This is a genomic window from Bacillus cereus group sp. MYBK216-1, from assembly GCF_051916495.1.
GTDB lineage: Bacteria > Bacillota > Bacilli > Bacillales > Bacillaceae_G > Bacillus_A > Bacillus_A thuringiensis_K.
The window spans coordinates 228,515-245,261 of record NZ_JBQAGT010000002.1 but is presented as its reverse complement, the minus strand read 5'-3'; the positions used below and the strand labels follow the sequence as shown (position 1 = coordinate 245,261).

Genomic DNA, 16,747 nt, shown 5'->3' with positions numbered 1-16,747 from the left:
ATAATATTTAAGACACATAAAAAAAGCGTAAGAAATGTATTTCTTACGCTTTTTTCTTTTTATCAATTTATCGCACCGATAATCTAATATTTAATTTACTTTCAACTTCACGATTCCAAGACATATAATTCATAATTATCTCTTTGCCTGTCTTTCTTGCTCTTCCAAGTTTTTTATTTTTGTTATATCATAAGAACGTACGTTCTTAATATATGAATGGAGTGGAAATATGTTTCAATCGCAACCCTACTATACAACACAACTTGAAGACTATATCCAGCACTTGTACCAATCCTTATCTATTTTTGTTCCCGAGCAAATTGATATGATGGAGATTGCGAAAAAGCTAAACATTTTGCTGTACTTTGCTCCGTTTGGAAGTCATGCAATGGAAAGAAATCAAATAGCTAACTTAGTTATTGATAATCGTATCTCTCAGCAAGAACAATGGGAGGATTTTGGCCATGAGGCCTGTCACATCCTATTTCATTCTGGTAATCAATTATTAATGCATCAAATGTTTCTAGATTATCAAGAAGCAAAGGCTAAAAACTTCGCACAACAATTTTGTGTACCTACTTTTATGTTAAGAAAGCTTCCTCCCCTACAGTTAAAAGCATATATAATCTCAGAAAAATTCAATGTAACAACACAGTTTGCTGAAAAAAGGCTTTTACATTATGAAAATCAATTATTAGCAAGTAAATTACAAAATCAAATATCACAATACTGTAATTTTCGAAAATAACGATACAGGAGGTATTGAATATGAAAGGAAGTTTCCGTAAACGTGGAAATGCGTGGTCTTTTACGATAGATATCGGTATAGATCCAACCACAGGAAAACGACAGCAAAAAAGTAAAAGTGGATTTAGAACAAAAAAAGAAGCCCAAAATGCTGCTGCAACGATGATTACAGAGATAGAGAAAGGAATATATTTTGATGACAAACAATTAACTGTTTTAGATGTATGGGAAAAGTTAAAGCCCCTTCGTAAAGCTGAATTAAAAATTACATCTTATGAAAAAGACATGAGCTTAGTTAGGCTCTATATCCTTCCCCCATTTAGTTATAAAAAAATTAAGAGTATTAAACCCGTAATGATTCAAAGCTACTATGCTGAACTTAAGGGAAAAGGACTATCAAATGGTACAATCAGCAATATCCACCGCTGCCTAAGATGCATTTTCAAACACGCTGTAGAATGGGAAATCATACATGATAATATAATGAATAAGGTTAAAAAACCACGTGAAGAGCAAGGTGAAATGAAAACATGGTCTAGCGAGGAATGTAATCGATTCCTCCAGTATCTAAAAGAAAAAAATATTAAGTATCATATGTTCTTCTTACTTGCAATCTATACAGGTATGAGACGCGGAGAATTACTTGCACTAACGTGGAAAGATATTGACTTTGATAATAAACGTATCCTGGTTAATAAATCACTTGTAAAAACAGAAAAAGGACTATTTAAAGCTGCTACAAAAACTAAGTCTTCAAATAGAAGCATTAGTATCTCTTCTTTTGTTATAGAGAAGTTACAATCCTACTACTCCTATAAAAAGAAAGAATTTTTCCGCTGGGGTATACACTTGAATGAAGAGGCTTTTATTTTCACCGGCAATACGATACATTCGCCCTTACATATAGATGCTCCTCATCGTTTTTTGAATGATCACTATAAAAAAGCTGATGTTCCTCGGATTCGTATACACGACTTACGACATACTCATGCTACACTAATGCTTCAAGCTGGGGAACACCCTAAAATCGTACAAGATCGCTTAGGACACTCATCTATTCAAATGACTTTAGACAAGTATAGTCACATCACACAGAACATGCAGCAACAAGCAGCAGAAAACTTCGAGAGCATAATAAAATCTAATGAAAACATCTGATAAAAAATGAAAAGATTTAATGTGAGCAAAATGTGAGCATCGAGGGAAATCACCACTTAGAAACCTTGATATAATAAGGTTTTCCATACTATATCGTTGAATCTTGGGAAGAAGAATGAGCAGTTTTAGGGTTGTTTATTTGATAAAATATAAAAAACACAAAAGTGCCAAACCCCTTATACCACAAGGGTTTTGGCACTTTTTAATATCTAAAACAAATTTTATTGAAATAATTATTTTTATAGATTTTCATACTTTTTTATATAGTACGTGAACAAAATGTGTGCAAATATGTGAACATATACAGTACAAAATTACACCTTTGTATACACATTTTTAGAAACATCTTACGTTTATCAAACAATAACCAAAAGACGTACCTGCAACCTCATCATATAAATAATAGATATTAAAAAGAGGACACTATAAGCGCCCTCTTCCTTAGGTTTTAAATATGTTCTCCATGATCCATAAACACTTCAATTGCTTCGTTTTGTGGTATGTCTTTTACATTAGTAAGACCAAAAGTAAAAACAGCGGATAACATCATCATTAATAAGATTGCTTTTTTCATTTTAGCGCCCTTCTTTCTATGCTATTTTTGTCTGCATCTAAAGCGATGTGCAAATACTTGCTTGCTTTTCTGTGATTTTCTGAACCATAGAATATTTCACCTAAAAGAGAAGCATATTCTTTTACCCAATCATATAATTCTTCTTTTTCAAAATACGAAATACCTTCTATAACCACATTTTCTAATTCTTCTTGCGGTACATAGTTATGTACTGCTTTTAAAATTCGGAAATGATGACGATAACATAAGTCGCTAATCTTATAGCCATTCTCAATATATTCATTAGCGATATGACTATAACCTAACTTAAAATGTTCTCTTGCTAAAAGAAACATAGTTTTAGCGTTATTTTCTAATGAATCCTCTAAGTGTTTAATTGCTAACTCTGGCATGTTTTGACTTGCGTATAAAAGTCCTAAATTATGCTTAACTCGTTTAATAAGAAGTTCATCATTAGATTTTTGGAAGGTACCTAGTGCTGAAAGTAAATATTCCTCTGCACTTTCGAATTCATTTAGTCGAATGTGTGCCATTCCTAAAGTATTTAAGCATGCTGCAGTTTTTAATTCATACCCTGGACTAATTGAAAATACTTCATTCGCCTTTGTAGCAAATTGAACTGCTAAGATCGGTTTTAATACGTGATAGTAATGGACTGCAAGCCAATAATTAAATTCAGCTTTTTCAATTTCATCATGCATGTACTCTAAAAACGTTTCAGCTTTTTCAAATTGCATTCTTGCTTCACTATGGTTTGCTTTATTAATAGCGTAAATTGCTTTAAATAAATGATGATAGTACTCTAAAAATGTTTCTGTAGACTCTGGTAAAGGCTCGATTTTGTCCAGAATATCTTTTGTACTATCCATATCCCGAATTAGCAGTTTATACCGTGCATTCAATAAAGCGTAGTAGACTAATATTGTTTGGTCTTCCTTAATATTATTGATTTTATTTGCAATATCTTCTTTTATTTTCTGAGACTGTAATACACGTTGTGAAATCATAGCTTGATACCAGTCGTTTAATAATTTTGTGATTTCTTCTTTAGAAATAATGTCAACACTCATCTACTTCTACCCCCTTTTGTTAAATGTTATCATGACATGCTTGTTTGCATAAATAAGTTTTTGAATATTCTAACTTGAAAAAAATATTTTTGAATATTCATGTTAACAAAATGGTCCCTTTTCAAACCCAAAAAAAGAACACACGTTTGTTTGTAGTGGAGTTAAAAAAACAAAAGTGAGGTATTACATCATGGAATATAACGGCTTTCCTGTAGTACGTGGAAGAGGTATGGTGAAATGGAATCCGTTTGCTTCAATACCGGAGCAATACGAGGAAATACATAGAATGTTTGAGGAACAATATAAAGTATCTAAACCTTTTTTAACACAAGATACTATGGAACGAATAGAAAGAGCGTTAATGCAATCTTTTCACGAGGAAGAAGAAATACATACCTCATACTATCGTGATGGAATGGTGCAAGACATGTACATAAATGTATTACATATTGAACCGATGACGAAAACTATATATTGTACAGATGCTTTTGGTTTGAATACTAAGTTTAAGTTTGATGAATTGGTGAATATAAATTAAAAGAAGCCGCCCGACAGTACTGAAGTGCACCCCAATTGTTAGACACAGCCTAACAATTGGGGTGCACTTCACATATATAGGTGGCTTTTGTACGACAAAAAAGAGCTCTGCTATACAGCAGAGCAAAAGAAAAATATATAACCCTATAAAAATAATACAAATTATTGATACTTTCAAAAGACGAAATTTAAATTTCCATCACAATAATACCTATGTTTAAGTATGAAACATTCTACCTTTGTGTCATCTATTTCACATTTAAATTCTGCCTGTTTAATAGCTTGTTTAGCTTTTTTCGGATCACGAGGCCATACTTCCCTACCAGATTCCATTTTAGTTTTTTTTCGATTTTCCGGTTTCTATTCTTCTGCAATCTTTACTTTACTAAAATCCGAATCAATATTAGCCTGATACATATCTTCCTCTTGCTCATCCTCAGAAAGAATAAAGCTCTCATTCAACGCTTTAATAATATTATCAATAGATTTATATTTTGCTAATTTAATTTCTAATTTTGTTGAATCAATATTAGTAAATCCTTGTGGTGTATGGTTCAATTTGTAGCCAAAGAAAGCTGCGAATTCGATTGCTTTAATGTTTACAGGTTTTAGGTCCTTAATAAAATAGATGTATTCCCAAGTTTCATCATTATCGTTTGTTTTCTAAATTTTTCTAGCCACATCTGGGTTATGAGTCTTAGCAAAAATTGTCCCGAAAAACTTAAATTCCCCTTTAGAATATGCTAAAATCCCGTCACCCTCTTTTAACTTTTCCCATCTATCAACATTTGAAGAACCAGGAGTTGCTCCCCACATACATACATTCTCATGTAATTCATTATCTTTAAGTTTAGTTACTGTATCGGCATCTAAATCTGCTAAACATGTAGAAATAGGATATGATTTTTCAATAGTAGCTTCCAAATTTTTTATAGCACTATCATTACTTGCAGTAAAAAGATATAACATATTTAATTCCACCTTTTTTAAATTTCATTATATTTCTTTTTAGAGTCTCGAGATTTCTCTACTGGATATTTTTTATTATTTTTTCTATTTTGTTTATAATAATCTCTTCTAAATCAATATCCAATTGATCTGCCAACTCATCTTTCATGTCTTCTTTTTTTGTTTCTACAGCTTCCTCACTGCTTTTCCACTGAAAATTCTCCAACAACTCACTCGCCTCTAAAGAAAGAGAAATAGCTAAATCTTTAGGGTTGTGGAACTGCTTCCAGTTCCTATCGTCCCGAAATTTTAGGACTTTCTCTAAAATAGTTTGATTCATTTTTTGAATCCCCCAGTTACTTTTCATTGGTAAACTCTTCTATAATTACACATAACCATTTACTTCCATTGCAAAAAAATATGAATATATAAATGTAAAAGATTAAAATAAAAATAAGTACATATGTTTTATTAGGAGGTATATGTATGTCCAACAGCACTTCATGGTTAGATGAAATTATAGCAATATTAACCGAACTAGATGGAGCAGGAACACTGAATCAAATTAAAACAAAGGTTATGGAGCGTAATAAAATTGACTTGAATAGATACCAACACGAACAGTCTATAGCTGCAAGAATTAGAAAGACCATTTATCAACATTCAAGTGAATGTGATATTTACAAAGGTTATTTTATGCTGTAAATGGTAAAGGAAATGGTTTGTGGGGGCTAAGAGATTACGATAATAATAGTAATTCTGATTTAATAGACGGCGAAGAAGCATTTGCTGAAGGTAGACAAATCCTTAAGGCACACCTATCCTACGAGCGCAACAGCAAAGTAATTAAATTGGCTAAGGAGCGATTTAAACAACTACATGGTGGGAAGCTGTTCTGTGAAGTTTGTGGTTTTGATTTTTATAAGGCATACGGGGAATTAGGAAAAGATTTCATTGAAGGTCATCACACTGTACCTGTATCAGAGCTTAAAGAGGGCTCTGTAACCAAAGTAGAGGATATTATAATGGTATGTGCTAATTGTCATAGGGTGCTGCATAGGAAGAAGCCCTGGCTGAGTAAAGAAGAACTGCAACTGTTATTAAATAAACTGTAAGATTTAAAAATAATAAGAGTCCTTTTATAAGCAAGGACTCTTTGGAATAATATTACTGGTTGGAGCAATTAGCTTTTGCTAGCTGCTCTTTTTATGGATTCACTACATAAACTTCTTCTGCCCACGATTCTTCTATTAAATAGTTATTGATGGAAAAGTAATCATTTCTAGGTACATTCAAAATCAATTCATTTATACGATTAATTGTGTGAGAATTATGATGTGTGATTTCTCCTAATTCCTTGTACTGCCTTACGCTTTTTTTCCATTTCACAATTACAACATTATTTTTTTGTAACTGTTTAAATTGCTCTTGTTTTTCAAAGTTTTCAAAATTCATATCAATTCCCCTTTGTATGAAAATGAAATTTCTATAATAAAACTTTATAAGCTTTATATATCCATTCTTCATCTTTGTCTTCTTCCACATAAAAGATTTCTATTTTTATTTCCATACCATTTTCCATTAAAACGTGCGCTTCATATTTCCCATCTACATAACTAGCACAATCAATATTGTCTGCTACTATTTCTCTCCATTTATCAGGTAAACTATCATAAAAACGTTCAATGGCCGCTACTAAAACTAAATCTTCTAAATGAGCAGTTTTAGGGTTGTTTATTTTTAAAAACATCAAAAATGCCAAATCCCTCATATCATAAAGGATTTGGCATTTTTAAGTATCTAGAACACTCGCTAAGTTTAAGGAGAACTTAACAGACATGCATCCGGTATAATGCCGTTTCCACACCCAAGGAGATCGGTTACATAAAATAACGTATCTAACATGGGAAGTCTATTGGCCTTTTCCCCTTATAGTAACACTCTCTTCTACTAAGACCTTTTCTTTCTAGGACCTACAATTAATTTAATCGCTGTTCTTTCTTCATTATTAATAGAAATCTCTTGAAATGCTGGAACAAAAGCTAAGTCAATACCACTTGGAGCGACGAACCCTCTTGCAATCGCAATTGCTTTAATCGCTTGATTTATAGCTCCAGCCCCAATCGCTTGAATTTCCACATTACCACTTGTTCTTAGTACTCCTGCTATTGCACCTGCGACTGAATTTGGGCTTGATTTTGAAGATACCTTTAATATATTTTCCATGTAAGTTGCTCCTTCTATTATTTAATCTCTCTTTCGTTACAATTTTAAATATTTTAGTGTATCTTTAATTACTATTCACACCAAAAACAAATGATGCTTCATATGTACATTATTCTATATTTTCTGACTTCTTCCTGCTCAACTACGCAAATAAAAAATAAACTAAATAATCTAATATACATACGATTAAATATCATAACTTCACCAAATGATAACATCCATACAGCTAAAGGTAATATTGCTATTTTGTCAGACGAAATTAATATAGTAAAGTGAAATTTTAATGAGTGGGGGTTTAGTTCATCCCCCATCTAACTTCTTTGCTTTCGCTGAATTTTGAGGTGGGAGTCTTACTGCTCGGAAAATAGCGTGATAAACGTTTCCTTGTTACTTCAATCCATTTAGAAATTCCATTGATTTTTCTATCAAATTTTGAAGCTTATCATCTTCAAAAGGTGTTACAGGTAATACCCAAATACTACATTTCATTATTTGACCGCTTTATATTCCAAATCTATTTCCTTTTATAGTACAAGCATACATGCCAATTGCAATTAATTTCCACATACTACTATATGGTTTTAATTTATTAAGAATCGGAGGTAATATTATTTCTTCACATTCAGATGCTATTTCAGCATCTTTTTTTATTGAATAACAGTTTTCTTCAACTTTTATTATCTCACCCCACATAAAAAAGTGCAGAATTCTTTCTAACACAAGATTTCTGCACTTTTTTATTATGCTTATTTATTCTTCCTTATTTCTCTACATAAACCGACTTAACAATCGTACGATTATATGGTTTTCCTTCTTTATTCATCCCTTTTATATCCATCGTAACGTTATATACTCCCGGTTGTTTTATATCTTTCAAAGCACCTGAAAATGTATTCGTATGAACATTTTGTAATTCATTAAATTCAGAGACTAACTTACCTTCTTTATTAACGACTCTTACTGTTATGGAAAGATCCCCTTTCATTTCAGGTGCTACAGGTGATTTTTTGAGTTTATACTCAAGTTTATTTACTTTAACTTTTGTAGGCATTCGAAGAACAAATGGTGCGTCATCCTTGTAATCGCTTACAACTAAATATGCATCTTTCGACTGCTTCGCCATCATTTTGATTTTCCATTCGCCTACTTCCAATTTATCAAACTTAAATGTTCTAATTGTCGCCCCATTAAAGAAAGATTCGCCTTCACCAGTAGTTATAGCGCTATCTTTATTTGCATAGATTTTTCCTTTTGGAGATACCATTTGTACTTCTACATCAGAAGAAGCAGTTAGTACAGAAACTATTCCTTCAGCCTTTTTATCAACAGAAATACTTTGCTCTATCCACTGATTTTGTGGTAATTCGCCTCCTAAAATATTTTGATTTGAAGTTGTATTTAATTGTTCTAGATTTTCATTTGAACTATTGCTGGGTGCTACTAAAGCTGGTAATCCCACATTTGTCGTACGTAAATATGGTTCAATTCGTGCAAAAACAGCTGATCCTTTTCTTATATTGTCATGATCAAATCTGGAATCTGTAAATAAATGTGTACCGTACGATAGCTTCGCACTCCATTCATTTACTAGTCCGTCATTTGAACCGTACGATGATAAATATAACCCGCCCATAGATAATGCAGAAAATGTTGGTCCCCAGCTAGTTCCAGTAGCCGTATAGTAACGGTTTAATTTAGCTGCTGGGTTGTTATCTATTATTGAACGAAACTTTGCCATTTCACCTATTTGTAACGAATACGTACCATCATCTTTTTGACCTAATATAGAAGCAAGCCACCCTGCCCACCAACTATATGACAAATCTGCTAAATTTGAGCCGTGATGCGGTGTAGCAAGTGTAATAACATTTCCAACAAATCGATTCGCATCATATTCAACTAATGCGGCTTGTGTATCAATACCACCTTTACTATGCGCTACAATATTAACTTTTTTACCGAAATGATTATATATCTCTTCAAGTTTTTGTGCTAACAATTTTCCATTATCCCACTGACTAGCCGAACCTTTCCCCGCTGCATCATACAATTGTATAAACACTGTTTGATAGCCTGCTTTTAAAGCATAATCATACATATCATTTATATCATGATATACTGTCTTTCCATACCAACTATCAGCATTACCATTTCTTCCTTGTACAAAGAGAATTGGCGGTTTATTCTCATCATAATTAGCTGGTTTTTGGCCTAAAAACCATTCTCCAGGTGTGAATACTTCTGTATCAGGAAACCCCTTTCCAAGCTCTTTTACAACTTCTGCCTGTACATTTGTGCTAATCGTTGGAGTCATGATAAAAAATACAATTAGTAAGGCCACACATCTTCTCATCAGTCGCATATTACTCCCCCTATTTTTTTGAAAGAAGGTGTTCTTTATAATATTTTATATTTTCCCTTCCTTAATAATAGCTAATCTTTTATTTTAAAAAGATGTTAGCCCTATTTTTAGAAGGTTACTAGTTGTATACCCTCTTCCTTAACTCTCGTTATTCTCTTTGTTTCTACCTCTTCCTTTTGATAGAATACGACAAAAAAGTTTCTCAATAATTGTTAACTTCGCTACACCCAGATATTTTTTAAATCATTATTGTTTATATAAAGCATACAAATCTTGAAAAAATTTTAGTAAAAAAATATTTTATTACTAGTTAGTTATTGAAAAATATAATAAAGATATGTACTTTCTTTTCATTAAATACAAACTAATTTTAAAGGAGCTTATATTATATGACTTTCCTACGATTAAAAATTAAACTGAAATTTCCGAATAGAAAATCATATTTCCAGAAACATATATTATGATAATTTCCGCGCACTTGAATTAACTTTTTAGAAGTACTAACCTATCGGTGAGCAGAAGAAAATTCTGTAAAAAGAAAGGAGAATACTTTATGATGACCAATTTACAAAAGGAGTTTTTTAAACGCTTAAAAATTCCTGCAAAAGAAATAACATTTGATGATTTAGATGAAATTCTGTTAAAAATGGGAATGATTCTCCCCTATGAAAATCTTGATATTATGGCTGGTACTATTAAAAATATCTCAAAAGATAACTTAATAGAAAAGTTACTTATTCAAAAACGAGGTGGACTGTGTTATGAATTAAACTCCTTATTGTATTATTTTTTAATTGATTGTGGGTTTCAAGTATACAAAGTAGCCGGTACTGTTTATGATCTGTACGATAATAAATGGAAACCCGATGATGGTCATGTCATTATCATATTAAGTCATGAGGATAAAGATTATGTTGTGGATGCAGGTTTTGCATCTCATCTCCCTTTACATCCAGTCCCTTTTAACGGAGAAGTCATCTCCTCTCAAACAGGAGAATATCGAATTCGTAAGCAAAATACTCGAAAAGGTACGCATATTTTAGAAATGAGAAAAGGAGCTAACGGGGAATCTACAAGTTTCTTACAATCTGAACCTTCAAACGAATGGAAAATAGGCTATGCTTTCACTGTAGATCCAATAGATGAGAAAAAAGTGAATAACATTCAAAAAGTGATTGTAGAGCATAAAGAATCTCCTTTTAATAAAGGAGCTATCACTTGTAAATTAACTACTTATGGTCACATATCATTAACAAATAAAAATTATACAGAAACCTTTAAAGGCACCAAAAATAAACGACCAATAGGCTCTAAAGATTATGCTCGCATTCTTCGTGACTCTTTTGGAATAACGCAAGAGAAATATGTAGGAAAAACACTAGAAAGAGGCTAGTTGACTACAAGTATTTCATAATAAAGCAGATTCTATATTTAGAATCTGCTTTATTTTATATTTTGTTATAAATTAATTTAATTTTGTTGTTACCCTTTAATTTTCAATTATATACTCATCATCATATTTATCGTATTGTAGCCCTTCCCCTATCTTTGACTCCGTAACTTGATCTCTTAAAAACGGTGCAGCATCCATTTTGCTAGTTGCAATTTCAATTCCATATTTTTTCGTTAAATGAGCTAACTCTATTAAAAACCACTCTCTTCGCAATGTAACTGGAATATCCAATGTTTTTCTTTTCATATATAATAGCACCTCTTTTATTTTCATAGCTTAAAAACATCACTGGATGCACTTATTAAAACTACCTTTCACCGCTAACATCCAATGAAACATTATAGTATATGCATGTCCATTTCAAACGTGCTATCACAAATATGATATTTAAGTTTACATAATTATATTATGTAATAGTAGAAAAGGAAGGCATGTCCCTTCCCCTTCTACTATAGAGATTTAAATTAAGAACATCTTGGTACACCTAAAGCTAAGAATAAACCTGCTACTCCCGCAGTAATCGGTACTTTTAACGTAATAACATCGTCTACCTTCGTTACTAAAAAGTAAGCATTACCTTCTTGTAATATACAAGTTACCAACAATTGAAATTCCATTCAAATCTCCTCCTTTCAATCGATATACTATAATTTATGAAATCTCTTTCAAAAAGTAATAGGAAATACATCTATTTTTCCTTATATACAAAATAAATGTTTATAAGTTTAGGAAAAATATTAATTTTCTAAATTTATATAAAACGTGTAATATCCAATAAGTTCCTATATAATCAATAAGAAAAATCTTACAAATGGAGGTATGAAAATGGCGATTTTGAGTAATATTGGTGCTGCTTTATTTTTTATTGCTTTTATTCTTTTAATTTTATGTATCATTTCATTCTTTAAGAAAAATGGAAAAGCAAAACAATATGGTCGTCCTGCCGTTATTCTTTTTATGATTTCGATTGTATCAATAATAACTAGTGCTGAAACTTCTAATAACCCAATTGTTGAATTCTTTTCTATTTTAAGTTTTGTTTTATTTATTTTCTTCCTTGTGCTAGCAATCTTATCTGTTATTAAGAAAACAGGTGTAGCGAAAAAACAATTTATTATTACAGCCGTATTATTTGTCATTTTTGTTGCGTTATTAGGTATTTCAGCTCCTTCTTCTGAAAAAACGACAGCAACTAGTACAAAAGTTGCCTCTAACAATGAAGAGCAAAAAGATAGCGAACAGAAAAAAGAGCTAGAAAAGAAAGCGGCGGACGAAAAAACTCAAAAGCAAGAAGATGAGAAGCGTCAAGCCGAGGAACAAGCTCGTAAGCAAGAAGATGAAAAACGTCAAGCCGAGGAACAAGCTCGCAAGCAAGAGGATGAAAAACGTCTAGCTGATGAACAAGCTCGTAAACAACAAGAAGAGCAAAAACGTCTAGCTGATGAACAGGCTCGTAAACAACAAGAAGAACAAAAACGTCAGGCTGATGAACAAGCTCGTAAGCAACAAGAAGAACAAAAACGTCAGGCTGATGAACAAGCTCGTAAACAACAAGAAGAACAAAAACGCCTAGCTGACGAACAAAATCGGAAGCAACAAGAAGAGCAAAAAGCACAGCAAGCTCAAACACAACCAGCTAATGGTAATACTGATAGTGCATACTACAAAAATTGTGCTGCAGTTAGAGCAGCTGGGAAAGCTCCTTTACATAAAGGGCAACCAGGTTATAGCTCTCATCTTGATCGTGATGGCGATGGAATTGCATGTGAAAAATAATAATGAAAAAGAAGCTTTTACTAAGCTTCTTTTTTATTAACGTAAAATATTACCACTTATTACTTTCCCCCCTTATTTTAATAACATTCTTATTATTATTCTCAAAAATGACACAGAATAAGTGATTTCAATCACTACATAGATTTTAATTTATCGCTATTCTTAATTCAGATATTACATTTAAACTTTATGGAGGCATTCATATGGAACATACATTTACTGAAACTTCTATTGTCGGTGAGATTGTTACACAATTCCCGAAAGCTAGTGATCTTTTTAAATCATATAAAATAGATTTTTGTTGTGGTGGCAATAAACCGCTTATTGATGCAATTCATGAAAGAAATTTATCAGCTACTGAAGTGCTTACAGAGTTAAATACGCTTTATAATAATATGAAACGATTAAATGAATCTGAAATTGATTGGAAAAATGCTTCTTATCGCGAATTGATTGATTATGTTATAAATAAGCATCATCGCTATTTAAATGAAGAGTTGCCACAATTAAGTCCGTATGTGACAAAAGTAGTACGTGTTCATGGGGCAAGTCAGCCTCATTTAGCTCAAATTCATAAGCTATTTCACGAATTAAAGATGGAATTAGAACAACATTTAATTAAAGAAGAAACAGAAGATTTTCCATTAATTTTAGAATTTGAACAAAATCCAATTGAAGAAAACTATGTGAATTTACGTAAAGTAGTAGATAAGTTGGAAAATGAACATAACCACGCAGGCAACATTATTAAAGAGCTTCGTAAAGTTACAAATGACTTTACTCCTCCAGAAGGAGCTTGCGGCACTTATCGACTTGTTTACCAACGCCTTGAAGCACTAGAGTCTGATTTATTTGAGCATATTCATTTAGAAAATAACATTTTATTTCCACGTGCAATTACGAGAGTATAAATCAAGTGCAGGACATGAGTATACATACTTATGTCCTGTTTTTTCATTTGGTAAAGAATATACACATCCCTCTCGAATAAATCCGAATTTTAACAATTTGTGAATCATTATAAAAATGTGATAAATATCACATCTCCCCTTTTTTGGATTTTCTATAATAGAAATATAATCCTTTGTTCAACATTTCACAGAAAAAGGGGAAACGAAAATGAAAAAACGTTTAGTTATGATCGGAAATGGTATGGCTGGAATACGCTGTATGGAAGAAATATTAAAACATAATAGTGATTCATATGAGATTACTATTTTGGGAGATGAACCACATCCAAACTACAATCGCATTATGCTCTCTCACGTTTTACAAGGCAAAACAAATATGCAAGATATCATTATGAATGAATACAGTTGGTATGAAGAAAACGAAATAACTTTATATACAAACGAAAGAGTTCAAATTATTAACCGGGAAGCAAAAATCATTATCACCGAAAAAAATCGTACTCTTACATATGACAAACTCATTATCGCAACAGGTTCTAGTGCTTTTATTTTACCTGTTGAAGGTTCTACTCTTCCTGGTGTAACAGGATTTCGAACAATTGAAGATACACAATTTATGATAGACACCGCTAAAGAAAAGAAAAAGGCCGTTGTTATTGGTGGTGGGTTACTTGGTTTAGAAGCCGCAAGAGGTCTTATTGACTTAGGGATGGACGTACATGTTGTTCATTTAATGCCAAACTTAATGGAGCAGCAACTAGATACGAAAGCAGCTTCTCTATTACGCGAAGATTTGGAAGCGCAAGGCATGAAATTTCTAATGGAAAAGAAAACTGTAAAAATTCTTGGTACAGACCATGTTGAGGGCATTCAATTTGAAGATGGTGAAGTTGTAAATTGTGATTTAGTCGTAATGGCTGTCGGAATACGCCCAAATACGCAAATAGCAAAAGATGCTGGTTTAATTGTAAATCGCGGTATTGTAGTCAATGACTATATGCTAACAAATGATGAGTCCATTTATGCAGTTGGAGAATGTGCAGAGCATGACGGTATCGCATATGGACTTGTTGCTCCTCTTTATGAACAAGGTGCGATATTAGCAAAACATATAACAAATTTACAAACTGATGGATATTCGGGCAGTATTGTCGGTACGCAATTAAAAGTTGCAGGTTGTGATTTATTCTCTGCTGGTCAAATTTATGAAGATGCTCAAACGAAAGCAATATCAATCTTTGATGAATGTAAACGTTCCTATAAAAAAGTATTAATTCGTGACAATAAAGTCATCGGTATCGTTTTATATGGTGACACAGCTGACGGAACACGCCTCTTTAGCATGTTAAAGAAAGAAGAAGATATACAAGAATATACAGCCGCTTCCATTCTTCACAAAGCTGGTGAAGAAAGTGAACTTAACGTTGCTACTATGAGTGCTGATGACACGATTTGCGGATGTAATGGTGTTACGAAAGGCACAATCGTTCACGCCATTTTAGAACAAGAGTTAAAGACTTTTGAAGAAGTTAAAGGCTGTACGAAAGCCGCAGGGTCTTGTGGTAAATGTCGTCCGCTTGTAGAACAAGTTTTATCTCATACACTTGGAGATGCTTTTGATGCTTCTGTGCAGTCTACCGGTATGTGCGGATGTACACCTTTATCACGTGATAAAGTCGTAGCGGCCATTCATGAGAAAGGTTTAAAATCTCCAAAAGAAGTACGAAACGTTCTTGGTTTTGTACTTGAAGAAGGCTGTTCAAAATGTCGTCCTGCTTTAAACTACTATTTACGTATGGCGATTCCAGAAGAATATGAAGATGATAAATCATCCCGTTTCGTGAATGAAAGAATGAATGGTAACATCCAGCACGATGGTACATTCTCTGTTATTCCACGCATGTACGGAGGTGTTACAACAGCTGATGATTTAATGAAAATTGCTGAAGTTGCGAAAAAGTACGATGTTCCACTTGTGAAAATTACAGGTGCGAGCCGAATTGGCTTATACGGTATTAAGAAACAAGATTTACCTAACGTATGGGCTGAATTAAATATGACTTCTGGATATGCGTATTCAAAATCTCTTCGTAATGTAAAATCATGTGTTGGCTCTCGTTTCTGCCGTTTCGGTACGAAAGATTCATTAGGACTTGGTATGTTGCTTGAACAATCATTAGAAATGGTAGATACACCTCATAAAATGAAGATGGGTGTAACGGGCTGTCCGCGTAACTGTGCGGAAGTACTGACGAAAGATTTTGGCGTTGTTTGTGTCGAAAATGGATACCAACTTTATATTGGCGGAAATGGTGGTACGGAAGTACGCGAAGCTGATTTTGTAATGATTGTCCCTACTGAAGATGATGTCCTTCGCATCGCTACAGCTTACATGCAATATTATCGTGAAACTGGTATTTACGGAGAGCGTACTGCCTACTGGACAGAGCGTTTAGGCTTCGATCACATAAAAGAAATACTGCAAGATGCAAATATGGTCACTACACTAAATGAACGCTTCCAAACAGCTCGTGGCACATATAAAGAAGCTTGGGGACAAGCAATAGAAACGAAGTCGTTAAAAGCGATGTATGAAGTAGAAACTGTGAAATAAGGAGCTGTGATTTATATGATACAAACGAAAGATAAAATAAAAATTATGCGTGCAGAAGACCTTCCTATTCAAATCGGTAAAGAGGTGCAAATGAAAGGTATATCTATCGCCCTATTCCGCCTTTCAAATGGCGATGTTCGAGCTGTAGAAAATCGTTGTCCTCATAAAAACGGACCGTTAGCAGAAGGAATTGTGTCTGGCGAATTCGTCTTTTGTCCACTACATGATTGGAAAATTTCATTACTAACAGGTGAAGTTCAAAAACCTGATGACGGTTGTATTCAAACGTATGAAGTAGAAGTTATTGACGGGGATATTTATATATACATGTAATTTACGAAAGGAAGCCTCCCCCCTGGCTTCCTTTTACA

The 16,747-nt window shown here is 33.0% G+C and carries 19 protein-coding genes and 2 pseudogenes; 9 read left to right on the top strand and 12 right to left on the bottom strand.

Translation table 11 applies throughout. The features are described 5' to 3' along the window. The first annotated feature begins 229 nt into the window (after window positions 1-229). On the top strand, window positions 230-748 hold the full coding sequence (locus ACTFRH_RS06845; protein ID WP_000487836.1) for an ImmA/IrrE family metallo-endopeptidase: 519 nt from the start codon (window positions 230-232) through the stop codon (window positions 746-748). A gap of 20 nt (window positions 749-768) precedes the next feature. Further along, complete coding sequence (locus ACTFRH_RS06840) at window positions 769-1,905, top strand: site-specific integrase (protein WP_000678739.1); 1,137 nt, start codon at window positions 769-771, stop codon at window positions 1,903-1,905. Window positions 1,906-2,353: 448 nt separating this feature from the next. Here the strand turns inward: ACTFRH_RS06840 and ACTFRH_RS06835 are convergent, their stop codons facing one another. Further along, window positions 2,354-2,479, bottom strand: coding sequence for a hypothetical protein (locus tag ACTFRH_RS06835; protein WP_000709202.1), 126 nt, complete (start codon window positions 2,477-2,479; stop codon window positions 2,354-2,356). Continuing rightward, a complete protein-coding gene (locus tag ACTFRH_RS06830; protein ID WP_000109856.1) occupies window positions 2,476-3,549 on the bottom strand; it encodes a tetratricopeptide repeat protein in 1,074 nt (357 codons plus the stop codon). The genes ACTFRH_RS06835 and ACTFRH_RS06830 overlap by 4 nt, the downstream gene beginning before the upstream one ends. Window positions 3,550-3,739: 190 nt before the next feature. On the opposite strand from ACTFRH_RS06830, the gene ACTFRH_RS06825 reads away from it, so the two are divergent. Further along, window positions 3,740-4,087, top strand: coding sequence for a YolD-like family protein (locus tag ACTFRH_RS06825; protein WP_000456184.1), 348 nt, complete (start codon window positions 3,740-3,742; stop codon window positions 4,085-4,087). 239 nt (window positions 4,088-4,326) lie between these two features. Here ACTFRH_RS06825 and ACTFRH_RS06820 read toward each other — a convergent pair. From ACTFRH_RS06820 to ACTFRH_RS06810, 3 genes and pseudogenes are all read right to left on the bottom strand, one after another. After that, a pseudogene (locus tag ACTFRH_RS06820) lies at window positions 4,327-4,503 on the bottom strand (HNH endonuclease); the annotation flags it as partial. Between the two features lie 246 nt (window positions 4,504-4,749). Continuing rightward, on the bottom strand, window positions 4,750-5,055 hold the full coding sequence (locus ACTFRH_RS06815) for a hypothetical protein (RefSeq protein ID WP_000966112.1): 306 nt from the start codon (window positions 5,053-5,055) through the stop codon (window positions 4,750-4,752). 58 nt (window positions 5,056-5,113) lie between these two features. Further along, complete coding sequence (locus tag ACTFRH_RS06810) at window positions 5,114-5,401, bottom strand: hypothetical protein (protein WP_002025705.1); 288 nt, start codon at window positions 5,399-5,401, stop codon at window positions 5,114-5,116. A 119-nt stretch (window positions 5,402-5,520) separates the two neighbouring features. On the opposite strand from ACTFRH_RS06810, the pseudogene ACTFRH_RS06805 reads away from it, so the two are divergent. Next, window positions 5,521-6,149, top strand: a pseudogene (locus ACTFRH_RS06805) (HNH endonuclease). A gap of 91 nt (window positions 6,150-6,240) precedes the next feature. Here the strand turns inward: ACTFRH_RS06805 and ACTFRH_RS06800 are convergent. The 5 genes from ACTFRH_RS06800 to ACTFRH_RS06780 form a co-directional block, all read right to left on the bottom strand. After that, on the bottom strand, window positions 6,241-6,489 hold the full coding sequence (locus tag ACTFRH_RS06800) for a hypothetical protein (protein ID WP_001008601.1): 249 nt from the start codon (window positions 6,487-6,489) through the stop codon (window positions 6,241-6,243). Window positions 6,490-6,520: 31 nt separating this feature from the next. Then, window positions 6,521-6,796: a hypothetical protein gene (locus ACTFRH_RS06795; RefSeq protein WP_225989081.1), complete on the bottom strand. Its 276-nt coding sequence runs from the start codon at window positions 6,794-6,796 to the stop codon at window positions 6,521-6,523. A gap of 188 nt (window positions 6,797-6,984) precedes the next feature. Then, window positions 6,985-7,260, bottom strand: a complete 276-nt coding sequence (locus ACTFRH_RS06790; RefSeq protein ID WP_000427801.1) for a stage V sporulation protein S — start codon at window positions 7,258-7,260, stop codon at window positions 6,985-6,987. A gap of 501 nt (window positions 7,261-7,761) precedes the next feature. Next, a complete protein-coding gene (locus tag ACTFRH_RS06785) occupies window positions 7,762-7,980 on the bottom strand; it encodes a hypothetical protein (RefSeq protein WP_000893485.1) in 219 nt (72 codons plus the stop codon). Window positions 7,981-8,020: 40 nt separating this feature from the next. Further along, window positions 8,021-9,622: an esterase/lipase family protein gene (locus ACTFRH_RS06780; RefSeq protein ID WP_001238712.1), complete on the bottom strand. Its 1,602-nt coding sequence runs from the start codon at window positions 9,620-9,622 to the stop codon at window positions 8,021-8,023. A gap of 553 nt (window positions 9,623-10,175) precedes the next feature. Here ACTFRH_RS06780 and ACTFRH_RS06775 point away from each other — a divergent pair. After that, the gene (locus ACTFRH_RS06775; RefSeq protein ID WP_000988899.1) at window positions 10,176-11,015 is read left to right on the top strand and encodes an arylamine N-acetyltransferase family protein; all 840 of its coding nucleotides are present in this window, start codon (window positions 10,176-10,178) and stop codon (window positions 11,013-11,015) included. Between the two features lie 96 nt (window positions 11,016-11,111). Here ACTFRH_RS06775 and ACTFRH_RS06770 read toward each other — a convergent pair whose 3' ends face one another. After that, window positions 11,112-11,321, bottom strand: a complete 210-nt coding sequence (locus ACTFRH_RS06770; protein ID WP_000824206.1) for a hypothetical protein — start codon at window positions 11,319-11,321, stop codon at window positions 11,112-11,114. Window positions 11,322-11,539: 218 nt separating this feature from the next. Continuing rightward, a complete protein-coding gene (gene exsG, locus ACTFRH_RS06765; protein WP_000395679.1) occupies window positions 11,540-11,692 on the bottom strand; it encodes an exosporium protein ExsG in 153 nt (50 codons plus the stop codon). A 208-nt stretch (window positions 11,693-11,900) separates the two neighbouring features. On the opposite strand from exsG, the gene ACTFRH_RS06760 reads away from it, so the two are divergent. From ACTFRH_RS06760 to nirD, 4 genes are all read left to right on the top strand, one after another. Further along, a complete protein-coding gene (locus ACTFRH_RS06760; protein ID WP_000996465.1) occupies window positions 11,901-12,851 on the top strand; it encodes an excalibur calcium-binding domain-containing protein in 951 nt (316 codons plus the stop codon). Between the two features lie 203 nt (window positions 12,852-13,054). Further along, window positions 13,055-13,762 (top strand): iron-sulfur cluster repair di-iron protein, encoded by a 708-nt coding sequence (gene ric, locus ACTFRH_RS06755; RefSeq protein ID WP_000401345.1) that lies wholly within the window; start codon window positions 13,055-13,057, stop codon window positions 13,760-13,762. Between the two features lie 208 nt (window positions 13,763-13,970). Then, window positions 13,971-16,376 (top strand): NADPH-nitrite reductase large subunit, encoded by a 2,406-nt coding sequence (nirB, locus tag ACTFRH_RS06750; protein WP_000746956.1) that lies wholly within the window; start codon window positions 13,971-13,973, stop codon window positions 16,374-16,376. A gap of 15 nt (window positions 16,377-16,391) precedes the next feature. Beyond that, window positions 16,392-16,709 (top strand): nitrite reductase small subunit NirD, encoded by a 318-nt coding sequence (gene nirD, locus ACTFRH_RS06745; RefSeq protein WP_000616667.1) that lies wholly within the window; start codon window positions 16,392-16,394, stop codon window positions 16,707-16,709. Window positions 16,710-16,747 lie beyond the last annotated feature (38 nt).

Bases quoted from the DNA above. Each gene is read 5' to 3' on its own strand.
- exsG (WP_000395679.1), bottom strand. From the start codon at position 11,692: ATGGAATTTCAATTGTTGGTAACTTGTATATTACAAGAAGGTAATGCT.
- ric (WP_000401345.1), top strand. From the start codon at position 13,055: ATGGAACATACATTTACTGAAACTTCTATTGTCGGTGAGATTGTTACA.
- nirD (WP_000616667.1), top strand. From the start codon at position 16,392: ATGATACAAACGAAAGATAAAATAAAAATTATGCGTGCAGAAGACCTT.
- ACTFRH_RS06780 (WP_001238712.1), bottom strand. From the start codon at position 9,622: ATGCGACTGATGAGAAGATGTGTGGCCTTACTAATTGTATTTTTTATC.
- ACTFRH_RS06790 (WP_000427801.1), bottom strand. From the start codon at position 7,260: ATGGAAAATATATTAAAGGTATCTTCAAAATCAAGCCCAAATTCAGTC.
- ACTFRH_RS06825 (WP_000456184.1), top strand. From the start codon at position 3,740: ATGGAATATAACGGCTTTCCTGTAGTACGTGGAAGAGGTATGGTGAAA.
- ACTFRH_RS06770 (WP_000824206.1), bottom strand. From the start codon at position 11,321: ATGAAAAGAAAAACATTGGATATTCCAGTTACATTGCGAAGAGAGTGG.
- ACTFRH_RS06815 (WP_000966112.1), bottom strand. From the start codon at position 5,055: ATGTTATATCTTTTTACTGCAAGTAATGATAGTGCTATAAAAAATTTG.
- ACTFRH_RS06835 (WP_000709202.1), bottom strand. From the start codon at position 2,479: ATGAAAAAAGCAATCTTATTAATGATGATGTTATCCGCTGTTTTTACT.
- ACTFRH_RS06845 (WP_000487836.1), top strand. From the start codon at position 230: ATGTTTCAATCGCAACCCTACTATACAACACAACTTGAAGACTATATC.
- ACTFRH_RS06760 (WP_000996465.1), top strand. From the start codon at position 11,901: ATGGCGATTTTGAGTAATATTGGTGCTGCTTTATTTTTTATTGCTTTT.
- nirB (WP_000746956.1), top strand. From the start codon at position 13,971: ATGAAAAAACGTTTAGTTATGATCGGAAATGGTATGGCTGGAATACGC.
- ACTFRH_RS06830 (WP_000109856.1), bottom strand. From the start codon at position 3,549: ATGAGTGTTGACATTATTTCTAAAGAAGAAATCACAAAATTATTAAAC.
- ACTFRH_RS06810 (WP_002025705.1), bottom strand. From the start codon at position 5,401: ATGAAAAGTAACTGGGGGATTCAAAAAATGAATCAAACTATTTTAGAG.
- ACTFRH_RS06800 (WP_001008601.1), bottom strand. From the start codon at position 6,489: ATGAATTTTGAAAACTTTGAAAAACAAGAGCAATTTAAACAGTTACAA.
- ACTFRH_RS06840 (WP_000678739.1), top strand. From the start codon at position 769: ATGAAAGGAAGTTTCCGTAAACGTGGAAATGCGTGGTCTTTTACGATA.
- ACTFRH_RS06775 (WP_000988899.1), top strand. From the start codon at position 10,176: ATGATGACCAATTTACAAAAGGAGTTTTTTAAACGCTTAAAAATTCCT.